Source organism: Bacillus sp. FSL K6-6540, from assembly GCF_038007545.1.
Genome location: NZ_JBBOXH010000001.1, coordinates 776,842 through 801,270, shown reverse-complemented (window position 1 = coordinate 801,270; position 24,429 = coordinate 776,842). Strand labels below are relative to the sequence as shown.

Sequence of the window (24,429 nt, the reverse complement as noted above, 5' to 3'; positions counted from 1 at the left end):
AAAAAATAACCCAACCAGCCTCTGTCGGCGACCCAAGTGTCATTCAGCGACGATATTTCCTGTTCAGTCAGGCGGTAACTTATTTTCAATCCCGGTAAATCAAATTTGGCACGATACGTATATAAACAAGCTCGGCAATTAGCTCTATCACGGTTTGAGTGACGATTACCGCTGCTGCAATCGTAGCCATTTCCTCAGGCAGGGTAAGTGCTAAAGGAAGCACGACTAATGAATTCCGTGTCCCTGCACTAAATATAAGCGCTCTCCCATCCTTGGGTCCGATTCGAAAAAACGCCGAAGTCGCCCGTGAAATAAACGGCGTCATGATATGGAATAGAACATAAATGGGAACAACCGCTATGATAACGCTAAGATCTTCATACACCCTCCCGATTTGTGAAGCAATGACTACAAAAAGAACGAACGCCATAAAGGGTACTGGGAGCCATGCGGTTAATTGCAACGATTTTGAACCCTTGGCACTTTTCTTGGCCCAGAACTGTGCAGCCAAAGCAAGAAGCAACGGGACGATAATCAAGAAGATAAATGCCTCGACAAATGGGCCCACCTTGACCATTTCTGCTGCTTCCGAGCCAAGGAAAAGCCACAAGTAAAACGGAAGCATAATCATTTGTACTACAAAAAGGATCGGTGTGGACGCAAGAATCAATCGCTCATTCCCTTTCCCTAACTGTGTAAAAACAATAACATAATCAATGCATGGCGTCAGAAGCACAAGGCAAACACCAAGTAAAACGGGAGCCGGTTGAGGAAATACCGAGGTTAGAATATAGACGAGAACCGGTGTTAGAACAAAATTCACAAGCAATAAAGCCCCCTTAAAACGCCCGTTGGTTAAAGCCTCCCTCAGCTTAAGAAATGGAATTTGACAAAACATGCTGAAAAGAAGAATCGCAATCATGAATGATATGGCAGGCTCAACAAACATGCCTATGGCGGGGCTTAATAAGCCCATTACTGCACCTGATATCAAGGCTGCTGCATAAACGCCTATTTGATTCTTCTCTACACTCTCCAGTCTAAGCATCTGCCCACGCTCCGCTTTTTTATCCGAATTATATCACGGGACCAGCACGGTACGGCTAAATACCGCTTTGGGGGCAGCGCTGCTCTCAGTCATTGCATATACCCTATTTAGCTCTTGGAGAATATACACACCCATCTCTGAAAGGGTTCCTTACGTTGATTATTCTTCTTATAGCGGCATCTTTGCGTTCAATTTCGTACCAAACTTTTTTATTTTTATCATATTAGGTCTGATACTATCACCTATGATTGATAGCGCCATTTATAAGAGGTTTAATCTGAAAGGGATTAAAGGCGTCCTAACCATAATATCGGCTTATTTGTTGTTAGGCGTTGTTAGTGGCTTATCGTTATGGCTAACAAGGGTAACTTAAAATCTGAAAGCGGCAGTCCAAGACGATATCCATGTCTTAGCTTACCGCTTGTCTTAAGTTATAGGCCCTAGCCCATTTTCGAATCGTTTAATTAGGCAGCAGCATAGGATAATCGGAAAATGATGAAACGATAAAAGGAGAATGAACATGTACCGCGATCCATGTTACCCTTATCAAGTGTTTGATCCAAGATATCAATACTGGAACGATTACAACCGGCTTCATAACTTGAATCCTCATTATTTCAGTTGGTATGATGCCCGTTGGAATCGTGATGATGAAGATATTCAAATAACGGATTATGGGCGAGGACCACTTGTACTGAATATTGATCAAGCTGCGAAACAAAACAATACGTACCGAACCGCCTTATGGACTGGGAAGCACTTACAAGTGACCCTAATGAGCATTCATGTTGGAGATGACATTGGATTAGAGGTTCACCCCACAACCGACCAATTCATACACATTGAACAAGGTCAAGGGCTTGTTCAAATGGGCGATAGCAAACATAATTTAGATTTTCAAGAAATGGCCTATGATGGCTATGCCATCATGATACCTGCTGGAAAATGGCACAATGTAACCAATATGGGCAGCGTACCGCTCAAAGTATACGTGATATATGCCCCTCCAGAGCATCCATTTGGCACGGTCCACGAAACAAAAGCAGAGGCCATGTCTGCTGATTAAATCGGGTATACGAACGAATTAAACAATAAGGCGATTTGTTACTCTTAGGGTTTTATAAATATATATAAGCCGTTAGAAAACTGAAGCCCGTCAGCTTATGCTGGCGGGCTAAAGTGTAATACTAAAAATATATAGGGCTACTAAAAAACATAAACAACACGAAATGATGGATAAGAACAGTTTGCTATCTTCACTTTCCCCTCTTTTCACTCCGACAATATGCATTAGGTATCCGGCACTGACAGACAGTGTTACAAACCCTAAAAATAACGTTTTGTGAGAACTGAACCAAACGCATATAACAAAAATAAAAGCTATCCACGTGATTATATATCTCAAAGCTTTAAAAGGTTTATCTCCCAAAATATCACCTCAAAGAAAAAGTTGCATTCACCTTCTCCAGTAGACACTTTAATCTCACGTCTGGACATGCCGATCAGTACGACAATACCTGTTAACTCTATATTCTTTATACTCATCAAACAGCCTTAAGGTAACGGCACAGTGCTCATGAAAAGACTTAGCTATAGCTTGTTAGATTAACTTACAGATAGCTACTTGCAAATTATTTTGTGTATTTTACTTCTTAAGGGATCTATAAATACCAATGATCAATGCAATTAATGAAAGCCCAGAAGCTAGAAAATATAAAAAGGCATTTCCTCCATCAGGTATCGGTAGATTCTCACCTACTGGTCCAGTCTCCGGAATAGGCGGATTGAGACTTAAATAACCTGCCCTTAAGCATAAAATCATAATCAAAAATGACAAAATACAACTAATAACAATTTTTAGTTTGTTCATGAAACCTCCTAAATATTTCATTTATTTTTTCGCTCTTTAAGAGCATCGTACTTACTAGAGAGGAAGAACAAGGCCATTTTAACGAGGTTAGGCGTTTTATGACATAAGGTGACATATTTGAGGTCTATACTGGATGGTAGATTAACGTAACGAAAGGAGCAATACATCATGACACGAAGAATAATTTTAGATTTAGCGGTTACTTTGGATGGTTTTATTGAAGGGAAACATGGTGAAGTTGATTGGTGCATTATGGACCCTGAGATGGGGTTTAATCATTTTTTAGATCAAATCGATACCATTCTATATGGAAGAAAAAGCTATGATTTATGGGGACAATTCACTCCGGAAATTGGACATACGGATTCTGAAAAAGAATTTTGGGAATTGGTTCACAGCAAAGAAAAGTATGTATTTTCCAGGACACAAAAGGGGACTGATCATAACGCAATATTCATAAATGATAGCATTCTTGAAGAAGTAAATAAATTAAAGAATAAGCCTGGTAAAGACATCTGGCTGTACGGTGGAGCAAGTCTTATTACGACTTTTATCAATTTAGGGCTTGTTGATGAATATCGATTATCCGTTCACCCTGTCGTATTGGGAGAAGGAAAACCGCTGTTTGTGGATATAAAACAGAGGTTGAATTTAAAAATGGTGAACACAAGAACGTTCTCCTCAGGCGTTGTGCAACTAATTTATCATTTTGATGGGAACGAATAATATTGTGCATTCGCCAACACGTACAAATAACGGCCCGGTTCCCGAATGACGGAAAACCGCGCCGTTATTGACTTTATAAAGATGCTGGTGAAGGGAATTGAACCCCCGACCTACGCATTACGAGTGCGTTGTATGCTGTTTCCCTTGGGGACCCTTAAGTTCCTCCCCCCACTATTAATAGGGCTTTCTTTATGTAATGGGACTGACGAGTTCCTACAGGTTCCTAATTTGGGTAGAAGAATTGGTAGAAGTTCTGGTAGAAGACTGAAGCCCGTCAGCAAATGCTGGCGGGTAATTTAATTTGATTCTCGACCAACCCGCAACAAAAACTTTGTTGGTTTTTGATTAATCGTTCTTGTTCCAACTGGTACACCAACGAATATTTATTAATCTTGTATTCCAAATAATTTCCAACATTTTAGTTTCTATAGTGTTTATATAAATGAGAAATAAAATACTGAACATAAGGAGGTTCAAAAAAATGAAAAAACAAGTTCCTGTTATGGCCTTTGCTAGTACGCTTGTTCTTGGGGGCGGTGGGTTTGCATACTACTCTTATGCTGCTGGTACCGAACAAAAAACCGTTGTTCCAGTTGTTGAGTCGTCTTTAGCACCTCAGCAAAATGAGGAATTTCAGGCGCTTGAAACTTCATCACTAGACCAAGAAACGTTTGAAATTAATCCAGAAACAACGGTGGGCCCTGGTCTTCAGGATCCTGAAACGATCGATTTAGCTGATGTACCGGAGACGGATATACATATTCCGCTTTTAAAAGATAATTCAGCTGCACTACTCAGTTCCTTAGGACTCACTCGACAAAATGTTCAAGCGTTGCAAAGGGAGTATGGACTTCACATTAGATCCTTATTAACAACTACAGATGGTGATGAGATTCGTATAAATCAAGTCGATGCAAACATGGGAGTTTCAGATGCTATTGAGAGCCTGAAGACAGATTATTACCCTGAGACTTCTGAATTAACAGAGGTTAATGGTCTTAAAGCATTGTATGTTGATGGGGAAGTTAGAAAAGTTGTACATTTGATCTCTGATGATCACCTCTTTACTATTTCAGCTAATACGGCCTCGCTTGAAGAATTGATGGATATCGCAAAACAAATTCAAGAATAAGCACATTAAAAAAGCAGCTCTTAAACGGCTGCTTTTTTTAATGACTTCATTCATTATAGTAGATTGTCATCCAACTGAAATAACTTCATCTATTTTAATCCATTGCCATTCACCTTCAGACATGGACAACTTGATCTCTCGTCTGAATGTGTGGATCAATACGACAATACCCCTCAGTTCCACGTCTTCGTACTCATCAAATAGCCTTACTGTAACGGCACGGTGCTCATGAAAGGACTCGGCCAGGGCCTGTTCAATTAACTCCATTTCTTGCGGATCGAGCGTTGGCCTATCTTTCCTTCCCTCTTCCAACTGCCGGCGGATGATCGTTTCTTTATGTTCTGGCAGCATCATCCGGCTTGACTCCCATAATCCGTTGCCGTCTAATTTTGTCATTTATAATGTCCTCCTATTTTAGCCGATCGATCAAGTGCCTGACCGGCTGCCGTCATAGAGACCGCCCGAATCACAATTGAATTTCCATATTTGTTTTTTAGAGCATCAGTTGTCCGTTCTAATGCCATTTGTTTCTCACGGCCAGTATCAAACAGAGACATCTGGTATTCGTTATCGGGAGTGAGCTGAGTCACACTGATCCCCACCCGCCGGATCGGCATGCCATCCCAATGCGCTGCCAAGAGCTTGCAGGCCCAACGATATACCTGCATTGTGATATTGGAAGGGGCCTCCATCTTCATTTGCCTGGAGAAACCGGTGGGGCGATCGAAGTCGGCTCCCATACACCCGACCGATACCACATGGCCCGAGAACCCTAATGCCCTACAACGCTGGCAGACCAGTTCCGTAAGCTCCAGCAGCACGACCTTAATCTCTTCGATGGTGCCGTAATCCCGAGGCAGCGTCATCATGTGGCCGACGGATTTAGGGGCGACCTGGTGCGTCCCCGGCCTTACGGGACTGTCATCAATTCCGTTAGCGATGCGCCAATACATTTCGGCATTGATATCGGAGTTCTTTCCAAACTTCCGTCGCATCATTTGTTTGAGCTTGCCCAATGGTGTCTGTGCGACGTGACCAATTGTCGGGAGGCCCATTGTAGTAAAATGTCTCGTCATCCGGCTGCCGGCCATAAACATGTCGCTAACCGGCCGCTTCCAGAGCGTTTCTGGGAGCATCTCCTTGGTCAAAGTATAAATACCGGATGGATTCTTTTTGGCATAATTGTCGCAGGCGGTTTTAGCGAGGATCTTGGTTTCGGCAATTCCAAAGCGAGTATAAACTCCTGTGGTTGCCTGAACATGGGTCTGGATGATCCGGGCCATCTCTTCAGGAGTATCCGCAAACAGATGCATCGAGCCGGTTACATCCAAAAATTGCTCGTCAATGCTGTAGGGTTCAACCAAGTCCGTATACTGCTTGTAAATATCCGTTATCAGCATTGATACGTCGATATACCGCTGCATCCGAGGTTTAATCACAACAAGGTCCGGACATTTAGCTACTGTCTCCCCTAGCCGTTCAGCCGTTGTAATTCCCTTTGCTTTCGCAAGCGGGCATGCAGCCAACACGATTCCTGATCGACGCTCTGGATCCCCAGCAACCACCAATGGCCGATCCATATATTCAGGATGTTCGGCCTTTTCGACTGAGGCATAGAAGGACTGGCAGTCACCAAGCATCACCACACGTTTGGATGATTTCAACGCATACTCCTCCTTCGACAAAACAGGAACATTTGTTTGTATTATATGCGAACATTCGTTCTTTTATTAATGTAAATTAACCCCTAATTAAATGACATAACTTACCGCCTGATCAGCATAACCTTGAACGTTATAATTATTTCGAGGTGTTTTTATGTTTATTGATCCGATGTTACTCGCAACATCGCCAGCTCCATTCTCAGACTCGCGCTTCATATTTGAACCTAAAATCGATGGCCACCGCTTGATTTTTTCGCAGCAGAATGGTGTTGTTCGCCTATACACACGCCACAACAACGACTGTACGCGCCAGTATCCTGAGATTGCCAACGCTAAATTTCCGCATGACATCGTATTGGATGGCGAAATAGCATGCGTTGATTCCGAGAGTGGTAACTCGGATTTTGAAGCAGTCATGGCGCGGTTCCAGTCGAAAAAGACAGATAAGATTGCTGCACTTTCCGTTTCACGACCAGTCACTTTCGTTATCTTTGACGTGCTGCAGTATAACGGAAAAGATCACCGGCGGCTGCCGTTGTTGAAGCGTAAGGAAATACTCGCACAGATCCCGCTACCGTCCGCAAGTTTCGGCATTGTTCCATTTATAGAAGGTGCTGGCGAAGCGTTATTTACTCAGATAGAGGAACGTGAGATGGAGGGCATAGTAGGTAAGCGAAAAGACAGCGTATATGAAACCGGTCGCCGATCGGATAATTGGCGCAAGGTGATTAACTGGTCTTATGCTGATGTTTTTATAACGGGATATCGGAAAGAGGAGTTCGGATGGCTGGCGGCCGTGCCTGCGCTAGCCAACGCAAAAATGCGCCCAGCCGGTATTATCGAACTAGGCGCTAATCCTACGCATAAGAAGGCTTTTTATAACGTTGTGAAGCAGTTGATTACCGGGGAGGACCACAATTTCGTTTATATTGAGCCGCGGATTAGGGCGCATGTGAAGATGCGGAATTGGACGAAATCGGGGATGCTACGGAGTCCGGTTTTTATTAGATTTATTTTTCAATAAAATATTGGAATTATAGTTTGTATTTATCTAGTTCCTGATTTTTTATCACTCAAATATGAAGCGTTGACATCATTTTTAAGACTATTCACAATCGGCTTTATTGGGAAATCTTCACTCAAATATTTTAAATCTTGTGATTCAATTTCTTCCAAGTAATTCATGAAGATTTCAACACACTCATATGATAGATCAAGTTTTCTATTTCGATTATGAACAGGCTGGATTTTTTGGAATTTACTATTTAATTGATCAAACACTGCGTTATCTCTTAATGGCGTATCAATCATTACATTATAAATATATCGCCAGTTCGGCATCAGAGTGTTTATGTAATAAAGACCCGCATCACTAATTTGCACTGCATTAGTACCTACTATTGTGTCGCGAGCTCCAACATCAGAATTTATTAATGAATTTACTAATAAAGGAGTTAGGATTGTATCTAGCCTATCTCTATTGTTTATAACTGAGGAAAAGGTATCCAAAATATCATTTATATCGACATATCCCATAGACTTGTCCCTATAAAGTAATTTTGATTCTAAATACTTTAGTATATAGATAACTAAGAAGTGCGAATAAAAACCATCCTCTTCAAATTTAAATAAATTTATAATCTCAGATTCCTCACTGGAATAGAATTTATTGTTATCTCTTGTAATTCCGTCTAAAACTTGGGTGTACGATAAATGAGTATTTTCGATATTGCTTATTTCTGTAATAATATCAAGAAGTTCGTGTAGTCTTGTATTCCCCGAAGTTACCATGGCTCTAAATAATTTCAACAATTTTCTAATATTTCCGTTTGATAAACTTTCAAACAACCTTTCTACTTTTGCATCAGGATCCTTCTCAAAAGTATTCTTTAAGATTTTAACAAATTTCACTATGGGTATTTTCACCGTTTTGGTACCATGTTCATAAATATAATGAGTTTGAGGGTACTTTTGTAAAGCCTCAAATCTTTTATCTAAAATATTTTTAACACTTGGAGGTTGAATTCTATATTCATATGTTTGCAATGCATCGAATGGAGCCTTGTTTTTGATCATATTGTAACTTTGATACCTCATAGCCGTTATAACTGTGCTACCATACGAATCTGCACGCTGATGAGCCATTAATAAGACTTCCTTTTGCTCATCAAAAGGTTTCTGGTCGATGTTGTCAAAAACAAAACATACATTTAGAGCTTTTACGGATTTAATGTACTCTAGTGTCTTCTTTAATCGAAATTCTTTTTGTTGATGATATTGTTGAATATGAGTATAAATTTGCATTTCTGTAAATTCCAGATTATTTCTAAGAGACGGAGGGATACCTGCTTTAAACTTTAACACTTCTTTTTCATAAATCTTCTCAAGAGTCTCCCATTCATTAAGTGCTAAATATCCGTACTCTGTACTTTCAATTCTATCTATAATTTCGTCACTTATAAAATCATCCAAATGATCCAATGATTTGTTATATTTTAGGAAATCAATCCTAATCCATATAATCTTATTTCTATCAAAATCACTCAATTCAAAATTATAAAAGTGCTCTAAAAAAGTCGATTTTCCCGCCCCTACTTCTCCGAGGAGCACATATACTGCACCTGGATTTGTTTTAAGATTTTCAATATACTGTTTCTCAAAATTGCTCTTTGTTAGAAAATCCTTTCCACCTAAAGGGGTTATTGCTGTAATTGGTTGTGGTTCTAATCTCTTTTTTATCACACCAGCAAAATCCTTGTAGCTTCCTGACGGGTCACAATAGCACTGTTTTAATAGGTCAAGTTGTGACTTAGACACTAACTCACCAAAAAAACGATTAAGATGAACTTCTATCGCCACAATTGCACTATGTTTAGCCAGTGAATACTTTTCTGTATTTTTTATTTTCTCAGAGATTCTTCGATTAAAAGGCGGCGCTTGTCTTATTTGTCCAGTATTCTTTAGGGCATTGTCTAAAATCGAAGGCCCATCAGCATGTGGATTGAGAATGCTCCAAAAAAGAGAAAAATGTAACTCTATATCTTTTAAATCCCTAAATACGATTGTGTCTCTTTCCAGATTTGGTGCTGGTCTTCTTATAATGATAAATTGGTACCCATTTGTCAGAACACAAAATGGTGTGCCGAACTTTAACATGTACTTTTTTGCTTGATCTATGAAAGCCTTATTCTCAGAATTATAGATTGATCCGCTGCTTTTATAAACTCTGCCTCTCCCCTGAGGAATATTAAAGTAGCTTCCGCTTCTCTTTGCTTCAATTATAAATTGGTTATAGTTAGAAACCGCCATATAATCTGCATATATACTTTTGTGTCTATTATCATCGGCTGTCTCTCCAATTTCACATTCTACCTCCAGGAGATTCTTTGGCCATCCCAAAACCCCAATAAATAGATCGTCAATTATTCTGAATCTCGTTGTTGCCTCATTGATTTCGTTAATATCTAATTTCGAGAAGCTCTGCTGATTAAACAATTTTAATTTTTCTAAAGCCTGATCAACATTATCTAATATTAGTTGCTCCATTGTATACAACCCCCAAAAAAAGACCTATATCCATTATAAGGATATAGGTCTTTTTTCACAATAAATTTTCCATTTTTAGATGATTGTATGCAAATTCGAAATTATTTGTATCACTGAATTGTGGTTTATATTTAACTAACTTTGAATAAAGTTGATCTTTAGTAATTTTTTTATCTTGTCCCAAATAGTGAATTGATGCCAACAATTCAAACCAGATAGGTAATGATAGAGTTGCTGGTTGCTCATCAGCTAATCTTTTCAAAGGCAATAATGTGCTAATCGCTTGCTCATTCAAAGAGTAAGCTTGCTCATTCAAATGTATATCCTCATAGTTCTTATCAATATCATAAAGAATAGAAGTATACGCTGGTGAGTAAGGCCCCCTCAGATACCAATTAAATTGATATTCATTCAAAGGTAACCCCACTTGTTTGGCTAAGTAACCAACTTTCTGCCATAGTAATCTTAAATTATATGCACTCGTAGATGGATCATCACCTACAATAAATTTATAAATTAAAAACGGGACTAATAGTTCTACAGCAACCTGTTGATTTTCAATTTTAGTTGCTGACATAAACATTCTCCTCTTTAGCTATCTAATAATTGGACATTATCCCCAAAAACAGCATTCTTATTCAAACAAAAAAAGCCCAGTAACAGGACAAACAGATAACTTATCATAGAACCACATAAGTGTCAATTCCGTATCCATGTGGTACTACATGCGGCACTACATGCGGTACTTCATGTGTACTTCATGTGGTACTACATACAATTACACTTAATACTACACAATTGAATTATTAAAGTAAATAAAACTTTGTTTGAATTTTGTTGATTTTTTATCAAAACAATGTATTAGAATTCAACAATAAACATAATATGAGTATATACGAACATACGTTCGTTATCAACAGCTTTTTTATAATGTACTAAAAAAAATTAAGATTATGCATGGAATTATTTGGTTAGAACCATATAGATCTAATTTCCATCCTTTCATCTATTTACAAATAAAAAAGAACCCCGCCAGCCTAAGCCAGCGAGGTTCTTTTACCGATGCCAGCGGATTACACCACGGTGCTACCGTTGATATTGCATTCATTAGTTCAATTCGGGCGATTTGTAAACATTTTATAAGTAGTCGTAGCCATTTTGTCAACTTATGCGGAAATATCTAGAGCTTGATATAAGCAACTATGAGGTAGAATACGTGTGAACATGACTTGAAAGGATCAAGAAAATGAAAGAGATTCAGTTCACCACGTTTAACGTATATGGAGAATTTTGTTTTTATGTTACAGAGGATTTACTACAAGAATATTTGGATATATCCGATATGGCAATTAGTATTGAATTCTTCAAGAATTTTTACACACTGGAACAAACACGGTCACTATTCGATTGGATTAAGAAGCGTAATATAGAAAAACAAAACCCTGCCAGCGATTAAACTAACAGGGTTCCTATATATAGAGGGAGTGAATTGGGGATCACTCAATAAGAGTATAGCCGTTCAACAACGCTTTATACCTTCGTGTCGAGTGTGGCTGTCTTGCTCCCCTTATCCCAACCAATTTTAGCTCCAAGTGCCTCACCTACCGCCCGAAGAGGAACATAGGTCACATTGTCGATCAGTTTACCGTCCTTGATCTTTTTTCCGTCCACTACAACATTAACCTTATCACTCACCGTAGCTGCACTCCCCTTCTTTTTAAGGCCTAAGTATTTCGCGATTCCGGTGACATGCCCGGCAATCAAAGCTTCAATGACTTCCCGGCGCTTCAGCGTGGCTGCATCTGCAGCCACGTCGATAAAGAGGTTTTCCGTCAGGACAGCCGGCATCTTAGATTCACGGCACATGTGCAGGTTCGCTGCTTTCTGTCCACGATCAATTACGTTGAATGGCTTCAAGGCTGTCATGATCTCGGTGTGGAGCACGTTTTGCAGTGACCGTGAAGCAGTTGAAGCATTAGTATATCGGAAGGACTCAAAGCCCCCTGCCCCGCCACCAGCATTGCAATGGATGGAAACTAGGAGATCCGCGCCGGCTTTGTTGGCCGCGTCGCTTCGCTCCTTGAGTTCCAGGAAAACATCTCTTGACCTGGACAACAGCACCTGGACTCCTTCATAATCCCGCTCCAACTGCTTTTTGATTTCAAGAGAAAGAGTTAGAACAATATCCTTTTCTTTTAGCCCGTTTCCGGATGCTCCCTGATCCTTGCCGCCGTGACCACCATCAATCCATACCTTCTTCATGACTTAATCCCTTCTTTCGTCTGCTTCACTGCCTGGTGACCAAATATAGCAAAAGCCCCGGAGAGAATCCCCTGTATGACGGCTTCAACAGAAAATCCGAGAATCCCGATGGTGAGCCACACAGCAACGATGGCCACAATATAAACGATACTCCAATCTGGCACCTTTGGAGTTTTCTTCAACACTCCGCCAATAACCCAGCAAGCGGCCACAACGATTAACAGCCGCGGATCAATAAGTTCAAAAATCATTTTCCAGTCCATATTTCACACGACCTCTCAAATTTTTATTTATCAGTTCCTTGGAAATAGATCTTTGATGTCTCGAAGTTCCCCAATGATTACGTCATATTTATCACTAAACTTGTCTAACAGATCCTGCAATCTACCCTCTCGTTCCTTGTTGGCTCGCATCACATAAATTAGCAGCCATACAAACAGCAAGGCAAATGGCCCTTGTGTTAGAAAGTATTTAACGACTTCATTCTCCATCGCCTATCGATCTGCAGCTCCACCTTTGTAACCTTAGCCATATGACACCTCCTTCCGGGCAAAATAAAAAGAGCCCGGGGGAACCGGACTCTTTTTAACAGAATTATTTATTTAGTGCCGCAAGCTTTGCGTTGACGTCTAATAATTTCTGATTGATCTCAGCAAGTTTTGATTTCTGATTGGATATATTACTATTTATTTGTTCCAATGCTTGTTCGAATACTTGTGTTTCTAATCCTGGTGCCGCATTTGATAACTGTTTTTCTGTATAGGTGATTTCCCCTTGCAATCTTGTTATTTCAGTTTCAATTTCTTTTTTATAGTCTTGCAAATACGTCTGTTCGATTATCAAAAAACTCTCATCAGTCGCACCAATAACACTGCTGTTGTTATCAGATGCATTGTCCTCAGTTGTAATTGTTATTGTTTTTTTCTTGTTATCCACTTTCAAATCAGCTCCTAAGGATTCGGAGATCGCACGCACAGGCGCATTGGTTCTTCCATCAATAACGGCTCCTTTATCCTGGAGCACTTCGCCGTTAACTATAATTTTGTACTCACCAGTTACTTTCTGGCCTACTAAACTTTTCACTTGCGCTGCAACCTCATCTCCTGATGTAACAACCAAAGCTCCGATCAAAATGCCACTAAGTAGATATGCCCACTTCTTCATTTTTTACGAATACCCCCATTGGGATATTTATCCTACAATATTACCCTAAGGAGTCGATGTTGGGAAGTTTCTATCACCCCAGTTTTGGTTCTCTTGTCGGCCATGGTTATGACTTGGCAGGTAGACGACCCTTCGTTGTTTCTCGGTCAAACCATTCATCAGCTTACCGATCCGCTGAAGCATGCGACGCTCTCGAATAGACAACAGTTTAATAGCTTCATCAGCCTGTTGAATCGGATCGGTGTCGACTTGATCAACAAGGTCCTGCTCATCCTCTTCCAGCGCATCCATCCAGATCGTTTCATATTCACCTGTGGTGACGGCCTTCTTGTTTCTCGGCGGCCCACCGGGCCCACCCTTATTGCCAACAGCTCGTTTATTGCCTGCAGGAGCTCCACTACGGTTACCGACTGCGTTTTTGTTCCCTTTGGGGGCACCTCGTTTAGTAACGTTACCTTTCGATTCATTGGTAACGTTACTATTCAAATCAGCAGCCCACTTATCTTGGGATTTCCACTTTCGAACCTGCGTCTCCCCAATAGAAAGAGCGGCGGCGATGTCTTTAAGCTTCATCGTCCCGCCGCTCTCCAGCCACATCTGTTTTGCTTTGTCCCGCTCGGGGCTTCTCTCTCTGGCCATGCTACACCATCACCACCCCCATATTTAATTTTTGATGACGTTTTTCCGATATTATTATCAATTCCTATGGAAAGGTCGGACTATCTTGAATTATCTATTATTGATAGCAATAGCGTTTATCTTGCTACTTTCATGTTATCTTTACTATTCTTTTCTCACAGTCACGCTAAACAAGCCATTTAGAGAAATTAACTACTTCAAATTTTTATTTTCTTCTAATGCCGTTGATTCATTTTTTTTATTTAGAGACTCGGAAAATGGTGTTATCACAACTTACACGAAAACAAGAGATTTATACTTTTTGTACAAAGAACTAAAATCTTTTGAATTTATGCTAGCAAAGCTACATCTGAAAGAAAGAAATTCGAAAAACTCATATCTAAATAATTCAATAGAATTGCTGATAAAACTTGTAATAACTATCTCCATAACTCTAGTGACCGTAACGGTTACAGTCTCAATTGCCTTGTTAGGATTTGAAGAAAGAAATACAGCCCTAAAAGAGGCAGATTTTTTTAGTTGGAAAGATAACATTGAAAAAATATTGCTAACATTACAAACCGGATTAGAGTCAATAGGTAGTTTATCACTCATCTGCCTTTCAACTTTTATTTTTGCTTTATCATTCATGCTGTTAGACGCACTTAAAGAAAGTCAGATTAAAAGGCACTGTCTCATCGTTGAACAGATTGAACAAGAAAGGACAACATCATAATTCATCCTTCTGAAGCTCAATATCTATTTCAATCAGCTTTTTCAGGTCGTCCACCGTATTGATCTCAATCCGGCCTTCCTGAAAATCCTTCACCCACTTGGCTATACCCGCTTTGACGATCTTCCGGTATTGTTCCTTGCTCTCGAGGATACCTTCCATGACTTGAAGCTCATGCTGAAGAAGCAAATCTTTATTCTCAGGTGTTCCCATTGTCGTTCCCCTCGGCTTTCCGTTATGATGGAATGCGAGATAGCGGATGTCTGCATAAATGCCGCGCGCGGCGGGCCGCTATCTCAGCCGGGGAATACCCTGGACTAAGGGGAGGACGTGTCAGCGTCCTCCTTTTATTTTGCTTTTGCTTGGTTATCTTGGAGGGTGTTCTATAGACAAAAGAAAACCCCCTAATCAGATAGGTGGTTGATACTGAACTAACGATTCCCGTTAGCTCAGTATCAGCACCGAAAACCCATTACTTCTAATATTATTTTTTGAGTAAGTCTAATTCAAAAATAAGTGAATCTCTATCAGGGTAATCATATTGAATTGGCAAATCCTCTTTTGCAATCTCCTTAAATCCAACCTTTTTGTAAAAGCTGTGTGACCTAGTAGCTTTGGAAGGAGTGTCCAAAATCACCTTAGAAAACCCATGTTTCTGCGCAAAATCAAGCAAAGCTTCGTAGAGTCCCGTTCCTATCCCAAGCTCTTTACCACGGTAATCTTTATAAACAAAAAATTTCTTTAGTACGGCAACCTCGTTAGTTTTCTTTTGCAAACCGATAGAGCCTACAACCTCACCGTTATCGTTTAACGCTACCCAAAAGTTACCCCCATCCTTAATATAATACGATTGAATATCTAGTATATCTGGTTGTTCTTCGACACTAATCCCTACACCATATTCAACATTCTGTACATGCAATATTAGTTTAATGACCTCTTCTTTATACCTATCAGAATAAGCCGTAATCATTTTAATAACTCCTTTCAGGTGTTTTTATAACAGAATACATCTTTTGTTTTGTAAATGAAACGATTGAGCTAATCTGCCCGTTAGCTTAATAACAGAACAACAACAAAACTTATCTAACCTATTTCGGAATCAACACGATGAAGTAGCACAGGTTCAATACCGGTCGCCTCTTGGTATCTCCTCTTGATGACATCACAGAATATCGGATCAAGTTCCAAGGTTCTGCAGATACGTCCGAGTTGGTCACAAGTCATAAGAGTGGATCCGCTGCCACCAAAGAAATCGACAACCATTTCTCCCTTCTGGCTACTGTTTCCAATCGGAATGGCCAATAGCTCCAGCGGCTTCTGGGTTGGATGGACGTACTTGCCGACATCCCCTCGGGATACCTCCCAAACTGAGGATGGGTTAGGTTCTTCCACAGGCAGGCAGGCGCGCCATACCGTGGTTTGACGGCGGTCGCCGTACCAAGCTGGGGCCTTCCCTTTAACATGAGCGTAGAATACCGGCTCATGTTGCCAGCGGTACTGCGACCAACCGAACGAAGCCGCATTCTTCACCCATACGCATTGACTGCGGATGACAATGCCCGCAGCGTTCATGGCGTCCTCGAACTGGCGCTGGTAAGAAGATGGATGAAAGACGTATATCGCCGCCGTCGGCGCCATATGTTAGGCATACCTCTCAAATACGGAATGCAAAAAGCCCGCAAATTCCTCTGCAGGCATGTCGTCGTTCATTATTGACTCCCGGCCGTCAGCGGCCAGACGGGAAGAGTCACTTTCAACGGCCACGTTATATGGTGGGTCTGTAACCACCAGCGCAGCCAGTTCACCATCCATCAAGCAGCTTACATCCTCAATGCTGGTTGAATCACCACACATCAATCGGTGAGGGCCAAGCTGCCAAATATCTCCCCGTTTCGTCTCCGGCTCCCGGATGTCATCAAGCGCCCCTTGAACGTCGAAATCATCCTCCACAACTGGCTCCTCAATCTCCGTATCAGGCATGCTGCCGAAATCGGCGATCAGGTCACTGAGCTCTTCCTCTTCAAAACCCGATAACGTCAAATCCGCCCCGCTCGTTTGCAAATCAGCCAATAGCCTGGCCAACGCTTCGTCATCCCAGCGGCCGGATACTTTGTTTAACGCAATGTTCAGAAGCCGTTCCTGCTCGTCATCCATGTTAACGACGGATACGGCCAGCTCGGTATGCCCCTGCTCGTTAACCATGATCTTATACCGCTGATGACCGTCGACCATATTACCAGTACGCTCGTTCCAAACGATCGGCTCCACATAGCCGAATTCTTCAATGCTACGCTTTAGCTTTTCTTAGTCAGGATCTCTTGGCTGTAAATCATCTCTTGGGTTGTAGGCAGCTGCATTAATTAGGTCGATCGGTACTATTCTGATGTTCATTCTGTTTTCTCCATTCATAAAAAAAGCACCCTACGGGTGCTGCTCAATTGATTTCATTACTTTTAAAATTGATGACGCTGACTGCATGATTCCTCAAAATTGTCTGAAGCCTCTCTTTTAATTTTAAGAGAAGCTCTTCCTTTATATCTACTAAGGGTACAGATTTATAGTAAAAGGATAGCTCACTATCAAGTAATCTTAATTCATGGAAAGTTTTACTAAGATTTGAAATTTGTTCTTCATACCTATGAAAAACTTTGAAGCCTCCAGAAGCGGTTAATATAGCCCCAAGGATTACAGCGATATTTTCGGACCCAGGGATTCCCTTTACACCTAAGAAAATAGTAATAGTTGCGGACAACACAAGCATAATACCATTTAGAATTCGTGAGTCTCTTCGTCTTCGTCAAGAGCACGAGCGGCCCCTATTAATTCCTTGCTGATTTGTGAGTGCAACTCATTAATAAATTTTTCTTTATCAAACAAAATTAGTCCCCTCCTACAATGAGGATACATTATTATCCATAAAGCGACAATGGAGGACTAGCTTTTATTTGAGTTGAGTTGGTTTCTTATATGGATGCACGACAAATAGGAGCATACGCCAACGCTATGCCCCTTCTCTGCTGTTTTCCTGACCTGTTCCTCTATTCGTCCGTGATCAATCACAGATGCTTTAAATCGACTTAAATTTTTGTCGTTTAGAGCGACATTCTCTAAATTTTTGTACAAACTTGTCTAAACCACGAACTATCTATCAAAGATTACAGCTATTATAACGTCTACAAATATTAAAGCAACAAGTAAAACAGGCATACTTTTAGCTACTTTTTCGCTTTGTTTATCTGGCAAATATTTAATTAAAAGAGGCACTATTGTGAAAAATAATATGAATGAGACAAGTATAATTGCGAACGAGAAAGTACTTGCATCATCAATATCAATAAACCAGACCGCGCTGCTAGTGTAAATCGATCCCACCACCTTTGCTATATTTTCAATAAAACAAATTTCGACATTAGGAAGGTTTTTCCTTCTTTACACAAGGTCTCCTACTACAGAACTGCTTTGTACCGGTCCATTCACCCCACACACATCGTTTACACTTTTCCGGCTGTTTCGGCTTGTAACGTGGTCGCTTTAGTTTATTACGTTTTCCGGCCATGTCGTCGTTCTTCTCTATTTCGTGGTGAACTGCCTGCTGTCACTCTGATTAACCATTGAATCCATTTCATACAACATCACGCTCCTTCGTGGAAATAAAAATAAGCCGCTCCAGGAAGGAACGACTTAAGATTATATATTCAGTTCTTATCTGCAAAGAGATCCGTCAGAGCATTGCGACCATGCCGGCCGCAGCAAAAACGCTGCGCTCTTTGCTTTAAAAGCATCTGTACTTAGTAACTAGAGAGGAAGAACAAGACCATTTTACTGTTGCGTTAAAAATGGAGTCAACATAATGAATTCGGAATAATGCTGACTGTTCCCTCATTACTTCCCATTTTCAACATAATGCTCATTAAATCAAAAGCCGCTGTTTAGACAGCGGCCCATACTCTAATATTCATTTACTTCAAAAGTGATAATCTTATCGAAAACAATGTAGTCCTGTCTCTGTTTGAATGGACCTTTATTATTATCATGTTTATTAATCGCAAATGTTATCGGGCCAGTACCTGCTGCTCTTCCTTCATACCAGCTAATAAATTGCTGTACTTCTTGCATAGAAAGGTCATATTCTTTCTCAGTCCCATTACTTAATGTCAGAACAAAAATTGCACGTTCACCAACTGGATCAACAGGTGGTTCTGGATCTACTGGTGTTTCAGGATCTACTGGCGTTTCAGGATCTACTGGTGGAACAGTAGGATCTGTTCCTAAAGCTTCTCCACCAATTGCATAAATATATCCTTTACTATTAGTAAAGTATAATGTACCTTGGCTGTCCATCGTAATATTATTTGATTCATATCCAGACGTGTCAACTGTAAAGATAGGGAATCTTTCTCCATTTTCGTTAAAAATCAGTAGTCTATGCAAACTATTTACGTAAATATCTCCTTTTGCATCAATCAATGGTGAATTATAAGATCCTGAGCCCCCTGTGTCTCCTCTCCATTTAATACTACCATCTAGATTAATCGCGTATAACCCTTTAGTAGTCGTCACATACAAAACCTGCTTTCCATCATTCAGAGCAGGCGTGGAAAAAATGTCTCCATCAAGCACCAGAGACCAATTGATAGTTCCGTCGGAAGTCTTAATACTAAACAAAGATTTTCCAGGTCGGCTTACAACGTATAAATTCCCCTGTGAATCAAGTTGTGGTGCACCAAAACGTGGAACATCACTTAGACTCGTTTTAAGTACATCTTTTTTCCACTTTATATTACCATTAGAGGAAATCGCAGAAACAAATAAATTTAATCCACTTTTACTTCTTACAAAAATATCCCCGTTAGAATCAATAACAGGCTGCCCAAAATAGTAGCCAATATCAGTTTGCCACTTAATCACCTTAGTAGTTGGATCGAAAGCAATAAGTAGCTTCCTTTGTGAACTTATGTATAATGTTCCGTCGCTTCCTAATGCAATATGACCCAGAGCTCCTAAACCCAAATCGATACTTGGCCATCTCTCAATTCCAGTTTGTACATCAACAGCGTGTATAATTCCATTTGTTACAAAATATACGTATCCATCTTGACCTATCACAGGAGAAGAATCATCTAAATTGGATGTTAATAGATACTCCCATTTAGTAGTCCCGTCTGGGTTTAATCCGAGTAGAGTGTATTTATTTTTAGTCCCTACAATTATTGTTCCATCTGTTGCGATTACAGGGGAAAACAACGAAGCTGGACTAAGTTCTTTCTTCCATTTCTCATACAAATTACTATTAACTCCTGTGAATCTTGAATGCCTAGTCCAGTTCAACTCTGTTGGTTGATCAGCAAATTCCTGATATGCCCCTTGTCCATAACCCCCACCCTGTGTAAAAGGTGTGCTTGCAGCATTAACCTGTGTAGTTAATACTGAGAAGAGCATTGTTAGTGCAGTAAGAAATATAGTTCCTGTTCTTAGTTTCAAGCTCCTTCATCCTCCCATTATTTGAATATATTATGTATCGGATAAATCCAAAGGAATTATTAATATAAGCTACACTGACTCCATATATCAGAAAAAGACGAGAAGAGTTACGCCCCGGTCATATGCCGCATTCATGCAGCCGTGCGTGTCATTCTCGCCTTTTTCTATGTTTTTCTATGCTAACATCCTATCATGGGAAAACCGTCATGTGGTGTTCAACTTAGGGTCACATTAGAGTCAAATCGTATTCAGTTTACGGTCAAATTCCGTTTAGGCATCGATTTTCTGCCATTTATTTAGTTAAAAGGGTAATTTAACTAAATAAATGCGCAATGTGACAATTATGTCATGCTAAATTGAATATTGTCATGTTAATCGATGGGAATATATAGATGTCCCCCTTATACTGGAAATTGTTAAACGATTGCATTTCCAAAAAGGGGGGTTCTACAGATCACTGATGTAATTAAAGCAATAATACTTGGCATAATAGAGGGCTTAACTGAATTTTTGCCGGTATCGTCTACTGGACATCTTATTTTAGCAGGCAATCTGCTTAGCTTCGAGGGAGACGCTGCTATAACTTTTAAAATCGTTATACAATTGGGTGCGGTGATGGCAGTTCTAATTCTTTATTGGAAAAGGTATCTGGAGATTGGGGCTAATCTGATTAGAATGGATTTTTCCCAAAGTAAAGGATTAAATGTAATTCATATGATTTTGGCTATGTTACCAGCATTAATCCTGTATCTTCTCTTCAAGGACACAATAAAAAGCCAATTATTCGGCCCAACCCCTGTCTTGATCGGTCTAGTTGCAGGTGGCTTGTTGATGATCATCGCAGCACGTAGTAAGAGAACTGCAACCGCTGATACGATGGATGGGATTAATTATAAACAAGCTTTCGGGATTGGCCTGTTCCAATGTTTGGCTTTGTGGCCGGGATTTTCGAGATCGGGTTCGACAATTTCAGGCGGCCTCTTGCTTGGCACTAGCCAAAAAGCCGCCGCAGATTTTACGTTCCTTATTTCCGTGCCTGTTATGTTTGGTGCAAGCTTGTTGGATTTGTACGATAGTCGCGATTTGCTGAATTCTGACGATTTCTTTCTAATGATAATTGGCTTTACGACATCCTTTCTTGTGGCAATGATTGCAGTAGCGACGTTCATCAAACTGATTAAGCGACTTCGATTAGAATGGTTTGCTCTATACCGTTTTGTCTTAGCAGCGCTCTTCTATTTAATCGTCATACAGTAACCAGTTTTGTATTTGATTATTCAAGCAATCTACCCCACTATCATTATGCTAACAAGAAACGATAGTTATATAAAACAGCGGCAGTCTGAGACTTGAATTGCGTCTTAGTTAGCCGCTGTTTTTATATCCCTCAAAACTCTGCATCATCCTGCTCAAAGAATCCCATCAGTTTTAAGGTGTTAGCCATGCTCTCAGTACCTTCAGCGATCTTCCGTCGAATAGTGCTGTCACTCAGATCATGTTGAAAGAAAAGTAACGCTCCTTGTATGAGTAGCCTTGCATGTATCTGTAATCTATAGCTTTCCTTTCATCATCATCCTGAATCAAGCTGATTGCTCTACGAAGCTGATGAGTATAAAACTGATACTGTTGATATACCCAACGCTGCTTCTCAATCAAGATGGTGGCATTGGCAGTCTTGTCTGCGTGTAGATCCTCCTGATCGATGCGACGAGCTGCTTCGCCATCAATGGCCACTTGTTTAAGGTCCTGTTCGAATTTCTCAAAATCCTGCATGAGCATAGTCATCTCTTTATATTTTCCGAGCAGGAATTTTGTGCGCTGGATCTCCGCTTTATTTGCTTTTGGAAAGAGCGCTCTCCTTGTCCCCATGCCATCGCCATTCCCCTCAATCCTTTGCTATAGTTCATCCCCAAAATGATCTCACGGATAGTTGGGGGATACCCGTTCTTATTCACAAAGTTTTTGATGAATTTCAGAGCGTCAGCCTGCCGATTTGTCAGCTTCTCCCGTTCTATCATGCCGACACCCCATCCCAATTCCAAAGCCCTTGCATGCCCTTGGCCGGTATCGGCTCCTGCAGATGCCGAACGTTTGACGTTTGCCAGGCATAACGGCCATCTGTTTAGTCCCCGAAATAATACTCGTTGCTTCGACTGCGAGGTTGTTTCTTGATGCATCAAAGACTGACCAGTATTACATGGCCTTTGAATTGGCTGCATCAACGGGCATGAGACAAAGTGAAATCCTAGCCGTACGTAGGGTAGATACCGACCTTTCGAGGAAAATGGTTTCCATCCGCCAAGCTTACACTCTTGCCGAAAAAGGACACGACTTTGACGATACCAAAAATGATAGTAGCGTACGATCGATCGCCCTTTTCGCAAACACTGTTGAGCTTCTTAGAGATCACTTGGAGAAACAGGATCACGAAAGATGCAACAATAAACTCTATAAAGATTCGGGTTGGTTATTCAAACCCGCACTGGAACCCCAGTAAGTCCTCGAAATCTAATGCGTAATTTCTACCGGCTCATCGAGAAGATCCAAAAGGAAGTTCCTGACTTCCCGCGTATTCGATTCCATGACCTCAGAAATACGCACGCTACACTGCTGTTGAAGGCCGGCATCCACCCTAAAATTGTACAGGAGAGACTAGGTCATAGTTCAATTAATGTTACCTTAGATACATATTCACATGTTCTCCCCAATCTTCAGGAGGCTGTACTGAATAATATTGGCGATTCTATACTCGGCAAGGAATTTGACGCTTTGATAGAGAACAAAAGTGATCCTATCGACGGTGAAAATAACACTTCATCAGACTAAAGGGTAGAAAAATGGTAGCAGAACAGAATAAATAACAAAAATGGCCCGGTTTCCGAATGTCGGAAAACCGTGCCATTATTGACTTTATGAAGATGCTGGTGAAGGGAATTGAACCCCCGACCTACGCATTACGAGTGCGTTGCTCTACCCCTGAGCTACACCAGCACATGTGGTTCGATGATATTCCTCTCGAAACAACAAAAATTATTATAATACTTCGGCAGCAAAATGCAAGTCCTAATCTAACGGGAATATCCACCGAATTTGGTGGCATTACCCGCCTAACTTCTCCTGCACGGATTGGATCTTCTGTTTGCTCGAGGAGACCTGGTCCCTGCGGTCGTCAATTTTAACGGAAGTCGATACGCGCTTTGCCCCGGACAGAAAAGGCGCTTCATGCAAAGCCTCAATCGCCCGCCAGATCATGTTAAGCTCTCCCTCGATGATCGTGCTCATCGATGTCAGCTCATAGGAAATCCCGTCCTGCTGTTTCAATATTCGCTGCATCTCGGCGACATAAGCGCTTAAACTCGTGGTTGCGGTTCCGATCGGAATCACCGTTACCTCTGCTATTGCCATCTGAACAACCTCCCTCGTCATATCTCAATCATGTAAGACCCTTCAATTCCAATGCCGGATACGGATATCATACCAATTTCGGTCCGCCATATCAAAGCCCTTCAATTTTAGCTTCACACAAGATATAGTGTATCCTGCCCGCCTCATCCATACGGTAATATCCTATTTTGTCAAAACGAGAATATACGCGGTATCTGCGCAGAAAAGGTCGCATTTGGTCACAATCCAGGAAATCTTATCGCCTTTTGACAGTTTCTTAACTGGCACAATGACCGCTCGTTTGCTATAATTCTTTTTGCGTTCAATTTTAAGAATATGGTTTACAAACACAATATATTGAGTTAAATTAGATTAACAACAACCAAATATAGTGTATATAGGTGCCGGATCAACCCATAAGGCAGTCCGGCTTAATAGGGAAGCATGGTGTAAATCCATCACGGTCCCGCCACTGTAAGGGCTCTTAGGCTGTTCATCATTTTTTCAGCCTTCCTCATACGGCATAGCCACCGAACAATCGGATCAAGGTTTTCGGAAGGCACCGCCGGGAGGCAGAAGCCCGAGTCAGAGACCTGCCTATATGCAGCAGACACCAACCTACGGGGCTTTAGGTAAGTGTTCGTTAAACTTGCGTCTGTACATAACATCATGCCCGTTCAAGGGCTTATGTCAAACGTCATTTCCGATCACAGCGCACGGACATTTTCAAGCCTGCCCGCGGGTTTTAGAAAATGTTTTTTTGATGTCCTTTTTCATATTTCCCCCGAAGAAAGCGAG

27 protein-coding genes, 2 tRNA genes and 1 riboswitch are annotated in these 24,429 nt (G+C 40.9%); of the genes, 7 read left to right on the top strand and 22 right to left on the bottom strand.

All coding sequences use genetic code 11. The features are described 5' to 3' along the window. Nucleotides 1-85: 85 nt before the first annotated feature. Entirely contained in the window at nt 86-1,048 is a 963-nt protein-coding gene (locus MHH82_RS03510) for an arsenic resistance protein (RefSeq protein ID WP_340963321.1), read from the bottom strand. A 520-nt stretch (nt 1,049-1,568) separates the two neighbouring features. Here MHH82_RS03510 and MHH82_RS03505 point away from each other — a divergent pair. Continuing rightward, a complete protein-coding gene (locus MHH82_RS03505; protein ID WP_251502170.1) occupies nt 1,569-2,114 on the top strand; it encodes a cupin domain-containing protein in 546 nt (181 codons plus the stop codon). Between the two features lie 579 nt (nt 2,115-2,693). Here MHH82_RS03505 and MHH82_RS03500 read toward each other — a convergent pair. Continuing rightward, complete coding sequence (locus MHH82_RS03500) at nt 2,694-2,918, bottom strand: hypothetical protein (protein WP_340963318.1); 225 nt, start codon at nt 2,916-2,918, stop codon at nt 2,694-2,696. A gap of 168 nt (nt 2,919-3,086) precedes the next feature. Between MHH82_RS03500 and MHH82_RS03495 the strand changes: the two genes are divergently transcribed. Then, the gene (locus tag MHH82_RS03495) at nt 3,087-3,644 is read left to right on the top strand and encodes a dihydrofolate reductase family protein (RefSeq protein WP_340963315.1); all 558 of its coding nucleotides are present in this window, start codon (nt 3,087-3,089) and stop codon (nt 3,642-3,644) included. An 85-nt stretch (nt 3,645-3,729) separates the two neighbouring features. On the opposite strand, the gene MHH82_RS03490 is transcribed toward MHH82_RS03495, so the two are convergent. Then, nucleotides 3,730-3,797: transfer RNA gene (locus MHH82_RS03490), tRNA-Thr, on the bottom strand. Nucleotides 3,798-4,125: 328 nt separating this feature from the next. Here MHH82_RS03490 and MHH82_RS03485 point away from each other — a divergent pair. Continuing rightward, nucleotides 4,126-4,776: a DUF4367 domain-containing protein gene (locus tag MHH82_RS03485; protein ID WP_340963314.1), complete on the top strand. Its 651-nt coding sequence runs from the start codon at nt 4,126-4,128 to the stop codon at nt 4,774-4,776. Nucleotides 4,777-4,842: 66 nt separating this feature from the next. Here the strand turns inward: MHH82_RS03485 and MHH82_RS03480 are convergent, their stop codons facing one another. Both MHH82_RS03480 and MHH82_RS03475 read right to left on the bottom strand, forming a co-directional pair. After that, entirely contained in the window at nt 4,843-5,172 is a 330-nt protein-coding gene (locus MHH82_RS03480; RefSeq protein WP_340963311.1) for a YolD-like family protein, read from the bottom strand. After that, the gene (locus MHH82_RS03475) at nt 5,169-6,440 is read right to left on the bottom strand and encodes a DNA polymerase IV (protein WP_340963309.1); all 1,272 of its coding nucleotides are present in this window, start codon (nt 6,438-6,440) and stop codon (nt 5,169-5,171) included. The genes MHH82_RS03480 and MHH82_RS03475 overlap by 4 nt, the downstream gene beginning before the upstream one ends. Before the next feature lie 154 nt (nt 6,441-6,594). Here MHH82_RS03475 and MHH82_RS03470 point away from each other — a divergent pair, with 154 nt between their 5' ends. After that, on the top strand, nt 6,595-7,464 hold the full coding sequence (locus MHH82_RS03470; protein WP_340963306.1) for an ATP-dependent DNA ligase: 870 nt from the start codon (nt 6,595-6,597) through the stop codon (nt 7,462-7,464). 23 nt (nt 7,465-7,487) lie between these two features. On the opposite strand, the gene MHH82_RS03465 is transcribed toward MHH82_RS03470, so the two are convergent. The 7 genes from MHH82_RS03465 to MHH82_RS03435 all read right to left on the bottom strand — a co-directional run bounded on the left by MHH82_RS03465 (nt 7,488) and on the right by MHH82_RS03435 (nt 14,051). Further along, nucleotides 7,488-9,986, bottom strand: coding sequence for a hypothetical protein (locus tag MHH82_RS03465; RefSeq protein WP_340963303.1), 2,499 nt, complete (start codon nt 9,984-9,986; stop codon nt 7,488-7,490). Nucleotides 9,987-10,041: 55 nt separating this feature from the next. After that, nucleotides 10,042-10,563, bottom strand: coding sequence for a hypothetical protein (locus MHH82_RS03460; RefSeq protein ID WP_340963301.1), 522 nt, complete (start codon nt 10,561-10,563; stop codon nt 10,042-10,044). Nucleotides 10,564-11,516: 953 nt separating this feature from the next. Then, entirely contained in the window at nt 11,517-12,248 is a 732-nt protein-coding gene (locus tag MHH82_RS03455) for an N-acetylmuramoyl-L-alanine amidase (RefSeq protein WP_340963299.1), read from the bottom strand. After that, nucleotides 12,245-12,511 carry a phage holin family protein gene (locus MHH82_RS03450; protein WP_340963296.1) on the bottom strand — a complete coding sequence of 89 codons (267 nt, stop codon included), beginning with the start codon at nt 12,509-12,511 and terminating at the stop codon, nt 12,245-12,247. Before MHH82_RS03450 ends, MHH82_RS03455 begins: the two co-directional genes overlap by 4 nt. Nucleotides 12,512-12,541: 30 nt before the next feature. Further along, entirely contained in the window at nt 12,542-12,739 is a 198-nt protein-coding gene (locus tag MHH82_RS03445; RefSeq protein ID WP_340963292.1) for a BhlA/UviB family holin-like peptide, read from the bottom strand. A 103-nt stretch (nt 12,740-12,842) separates the two neighbouring features. Then, complete coding sequence (locus MHH82_RS03440; RefSeq protein ID WP_340963289.1) at nt 12,843-13,412, bottom strand: stalk domain-containing protein; 570 nt, start codon at nt 13,410-13,412, stop codon at nt 12,843-12,845. A gap of 45 nt (nt 13,413-13,457) precedes the next feature. After that, nucleotides 13,458-14,051, bottom strand: a complete 594-nt coding sequence (locus MHH82_RS03435) for a phage terminase small subunit-related protein (RefSeq protein WP_340963287.1) — start codon at nt 14,049-14,051, stop codon at nt 13,458-13,460. A gap of 301 nt (nt 14,052-14,352) precedes the next feature. Between MHH82_RS03435 and MHH82_RS03430 the strand changes: the two genes are divergently transcribed. After that, nucleotides 14,353-14,766 carry a hypothetical protein gene (locus MHH82_RS03430; protein WP_340963284.1) on the top strand — a complete coding sequence of 138 codons (414 nt, stop codon included), beginning with the start codon at nt 14,353-14,355 and terminating at the stop codon, nt 14,764-14,766. Here the strand turns inward: MHH82_RS03430 and MHH82_RS03425 are convergent. The 6 genes from MHH82_RS03425 to MHH82_RS03405 all read right to left on the bottom strand — a co-directional run bounded on the left by MHH82_RS03425 (nt 14,761) and on the right by MHH82_RS03405 (nt 20,247). After that, entirely contained in the window at nt 14,761-14,976 is a 216-nt protein-coding gene (locus MHH82_RS03425) for a hypothetical protein (RefSeq protein WP_340963281.1), read from the bottom strand. The two genes, MHH82_RS03430 and MHH82_RS03425, sit on opposite strands and share 6 nt — an antisense overlap. Before the next feature lie 271 nt (nt 14,977-15,247). Next, the gene (locus MHH82_RS03420; RefSeq protein ID WP_340963278.1) at nt 15,248-15,736 is read right to left on the bottom strand and encodes a GNAT family N-acetyltransferase; all 489 of its coding nucleotides are present in this window, start codon (nt 15,734-15,736) and stop codon (nt 15,248-15,250) included. Nucleotides 15,737-15,849: 113 nt separating this feature from the next. Further along, nucleotides 15,850-16,404 carry a DNA-methyltransferase gene (locus MHH82_RS03415; protein ID WP_340963275.1) on the bottom strand — a complete coding sequence of 185 codons (555 nt, stop codon included), beginning with the start codon at nt 16,402-16,404 and terminating at the stop codon, nt 15,850-15,852. A 3-nt stretch (nt 16,405-16,407) separates the two neighbouring features. Then, entirely contained in the window at nt 16,408-17,034 is a 627-nt protein-coding gene (locus MHH82_RS03410) for a hypothetical protein (RefSeq protein ID WP_340963273.1), read from the bottom strand. Between the two features lie 166 nt (nt 17,035-17,200). Next, on the bottom strand, nt 17,201-17,527 hold the full coding sequence (locus MHH82_RS41610; RefSeq protein WP_445661956.1) for a hypothetical protein: 327 nt from the start codon (nt 17,525-17,527) through the stop codon (nt 17,201-17,203). A gap of 1,187 nt (nt 17,528-18,714) precedes the next feature. Beyond that, nucleotides 18,715-20,247 carry an outer membrane protein assembly factor BamB family protein gene (locus tag MHH82_RS03405; protein WP_340963271.1) on the bottom strand — a complete coding sequence of 511 codons (1,533 nt, stop codon included), beginning with the start codon at nt 20,245-20,247 and terminating at the stop codon, nt 18,715-18,717. Between the two features lie 453 nt (nt 20,248-20,700). Here MHH82_RS03405 and MHH82_RS03400 point away from each other — a divergent pair, with 453 nt between their 5' ends. Further along, on the top strand, nt 20,701-21,504 hold the full coding sequence (locus MHH82_RS03400) for an undecaprenyl-diphosphate phosphatase (protein WP_340969801.1): 804 nt from the start codon (nt 20,701-20,703) through the stop codon (nt 21,502-21,504). 231 nt (nt 21,505-21,735) lie between these two features. On the opposite strand, the gene MHH82_RS03395 is transcribed toward MHH82_RS03400, so the two are convergent. Both MHH82_RS03395 and MHH82_RS03390 read right to left on the bottom strand, forming a co-directional pair. Further along, the gene (locus tag MHH82_RS03395) at nt 21,736-22,116 is read right to left on the bottom strand and encodes a hypothetical protein (RefSeq protein WP_340970244.1); all 381 of its coding nucleotides are present in this window, start codon (nt 22,114-22,116) and stop codon (nt 21,736-21,738) included. After that, nucleotides 22,029-22,265: a LexA family protein gene (locus MHH82_RS03390; RefSeq protein WP_340963268.1), complete on the bottom strand. Its 237-nt coding sequence runs from the start codon at nt 22,263-22,265 to the stop codon at nt 22,029-22,031. Before MHH82_RS03390 ends, MHH82_RS03395 begins: the two co-directional genes overlap by 88 nt. A gap of 445 nt (nt 22,266-22,710) precedes the next feature. Here MHH82_RS03390 and MHH82_RS03380 point away from each other — a divergent pair, with 445 nt between their 5' ends. Further along, a complete protein-coding gene (locus MHH82_RS03380; protein ID WP_340963264.1) occupies nt 22,711-23,073 on the top strand; it encodes a tyrosine-type recombinase/integrase in 363 nt (120 codons plus the stop codon). A 93-nt stretch (nt 23,074-23,166) separates the two neighbouring features. Here MHH82_RS03380 and MHH82_RS03375 read toward each other — a convergent pair. Further along, nucleotides 23,167-23,238 (bottom strand) — tRNA-Thr (locus MHH82_RS03375). Between the two features lie 108 nt (nt 23,239-23,346). After that, nucleotides 23,347-23,652, bottom strand: a complete 306-nt coding sequence (locus tag MHH82_RS03370; RefSeq protein WP_036664605.1) for an MTH1187 family thiamine-binding protein — start codon at nt 23,650-23,652, stop codon at nt 23,347-23,349. Nucleotides 23,653-24,013: 361 nt separating this feature from the next. After that, nucleotides 24,014-24,246: riboswitch (cobalamin riboswitch) on the top strand. Nucleotides 24,247-24,429 lie beyond the last annotated feature (183 nt).

Bases quoted from the DNA above. Each gene is read 5' to 3' on its own strand.
- MHH82_RS03455 (WP_340963299.1), bottom strand. From the start codon at position 12,248: ATGAAGAAGGTATGGATTGATGGTGGTCACGGCGGCAAGGATCAGGGA.
- MHH82_RS03470 (WP_340963306.1), top strand. From the start codon at position 6,595: ATGTTTATTGATCCGATGTTACTCGCAACATCGCCAGCTCCATTCTCA.
- MHH82_RS03420 (WP_340963278.1), bottom strand. From the start codon at position 15,736: ATGATTACGGCTTATTCTGATAGGTATAAAGAAGAGGTCATTAAACTA.
- MHH82_RS03495 (WP_340963315.1), top strand. From the start codon at position 3,087: ATGACACGAAGAATAATTTTAGATTTAGCGGTTACTTTGGATGGTTTT.
- MHH82_RS41610 (WP_445661956.1), bottom strand. From the start codon at position 17,527: ATGCTTGTGTTGTCCGCAACTATTACTATTTTCTTAGGTGTAAAGGGA.
- MHH82_RS03390 (WP_340963268.1), bottom strand. From the start codon at position 22,265: ATGATAGAACGGGAGAAGCTGACAAATCGGCAGGCTGACGCTCTGAAA.
- MHH82_RS03435 (WP_340963287.1), bottom strand. From the start codon at position 14,051: ATGGCCAGAGAGAGAAGCCCCGAGCGGGACAAAGCAAAACAGATGTGG.
- MHH82_RS03415 (WP_340963275.1), bottom strand. From the start codon at position 16,404: ATGGCGCCGACGGCGGCGATATACGTCTTTCATCCATCTTCTTACCAG.
- MHH82_RS03425 (WP_340963281.1), bottom strand. From the start codon at position 14,976: ATGGGAACACCTGAGAATAAAGATTTGCTTCTTCAGCATGAGCTTCAA.
- MHH82_RS03450 (WP_340963296.1), bottom strand. From the start codon at position 12,511: ATGGACTGGAAAATGATTTTTGAACTTATTGATCCGCGGCTGTTAATC.
- MHH82_RS03505 (WP_251502170.1), top strand. From the start codon at position 1,569: ATGTACCGCGATCCATGTTACCCTTATCAAGTGTTTGATCCAAGATAT.
- MHH82_RS03485 (WP_340963314.1), top strand. From the start codon at position 4,126: ATGAAAAAACAAGTTCCTGTTATGGCCTTTGCTAGTACGCTTGTTCTT.
- MHH82_RS03445 (WP_340963292.1), bottom strand. From the start codon at position 12,739: ATGGAGAATGAAGTCGTTAAATACTTTCTAACACAAGGGCCATTTGCC.
- MHH82_RS03460 (WP_340963301.1), bottom strand. From the start codon at position 10,563: ATGTCAGCAACTAAAATTGAAAATCAACAGGTTGCTGTAGAACTATTA.
- MHH82_RS03440 (WP_340963289.1), bottom strand. From the start codon at position 13,412: ATGAAGAAGTGGGCATATCTACTTAGTGGCATTTTGATCGGAGCTTTG.
- MHH82_RS03510 (WP_340963321.1), bottom strand. From the start codon at position 1,048: ATGCTTAGACTGGAGAGTGTAGAGAAGAATCAAATAGGCGTTTATGCA.
- MHH82_RS03370 (WP_036664605.1), bottom strand. From the start codon at position 23,652: ATGGCAATAGCAGAGGTAACGGTGATTCCGATCGGAACCGCAACCACG.
- MHH82_RS03480 (WP_340963311.1), bottom strand. From the start codon at position 5,172: ATGACAAAATTAGACGGCAACGGATTATGGGAGTCAAGCCGGATGATG.
- MHH82_RS03465 (WP_340963303.1), bottom strand. From the start codon at position 9,986: ATGGAGCAACTAATATTAGATAATGTTGATCAGGCTTTAGAAAAATTA.
- MHH82_RS03500 (WP_340963318.1), bottom strand. From the start codon at position 2,918: ATGAACAAACTAAAAATTGTTATTAGTTGTATTTTGTCATTTTTGATT.
- MHH82_RS03395 (WP_340970244.1), bottom strand. From the start codon at position 22,116: ATGGGGACAAGGAGAGCGCTCTTTCCAAAAGCAAATAAAGCGGAGATC.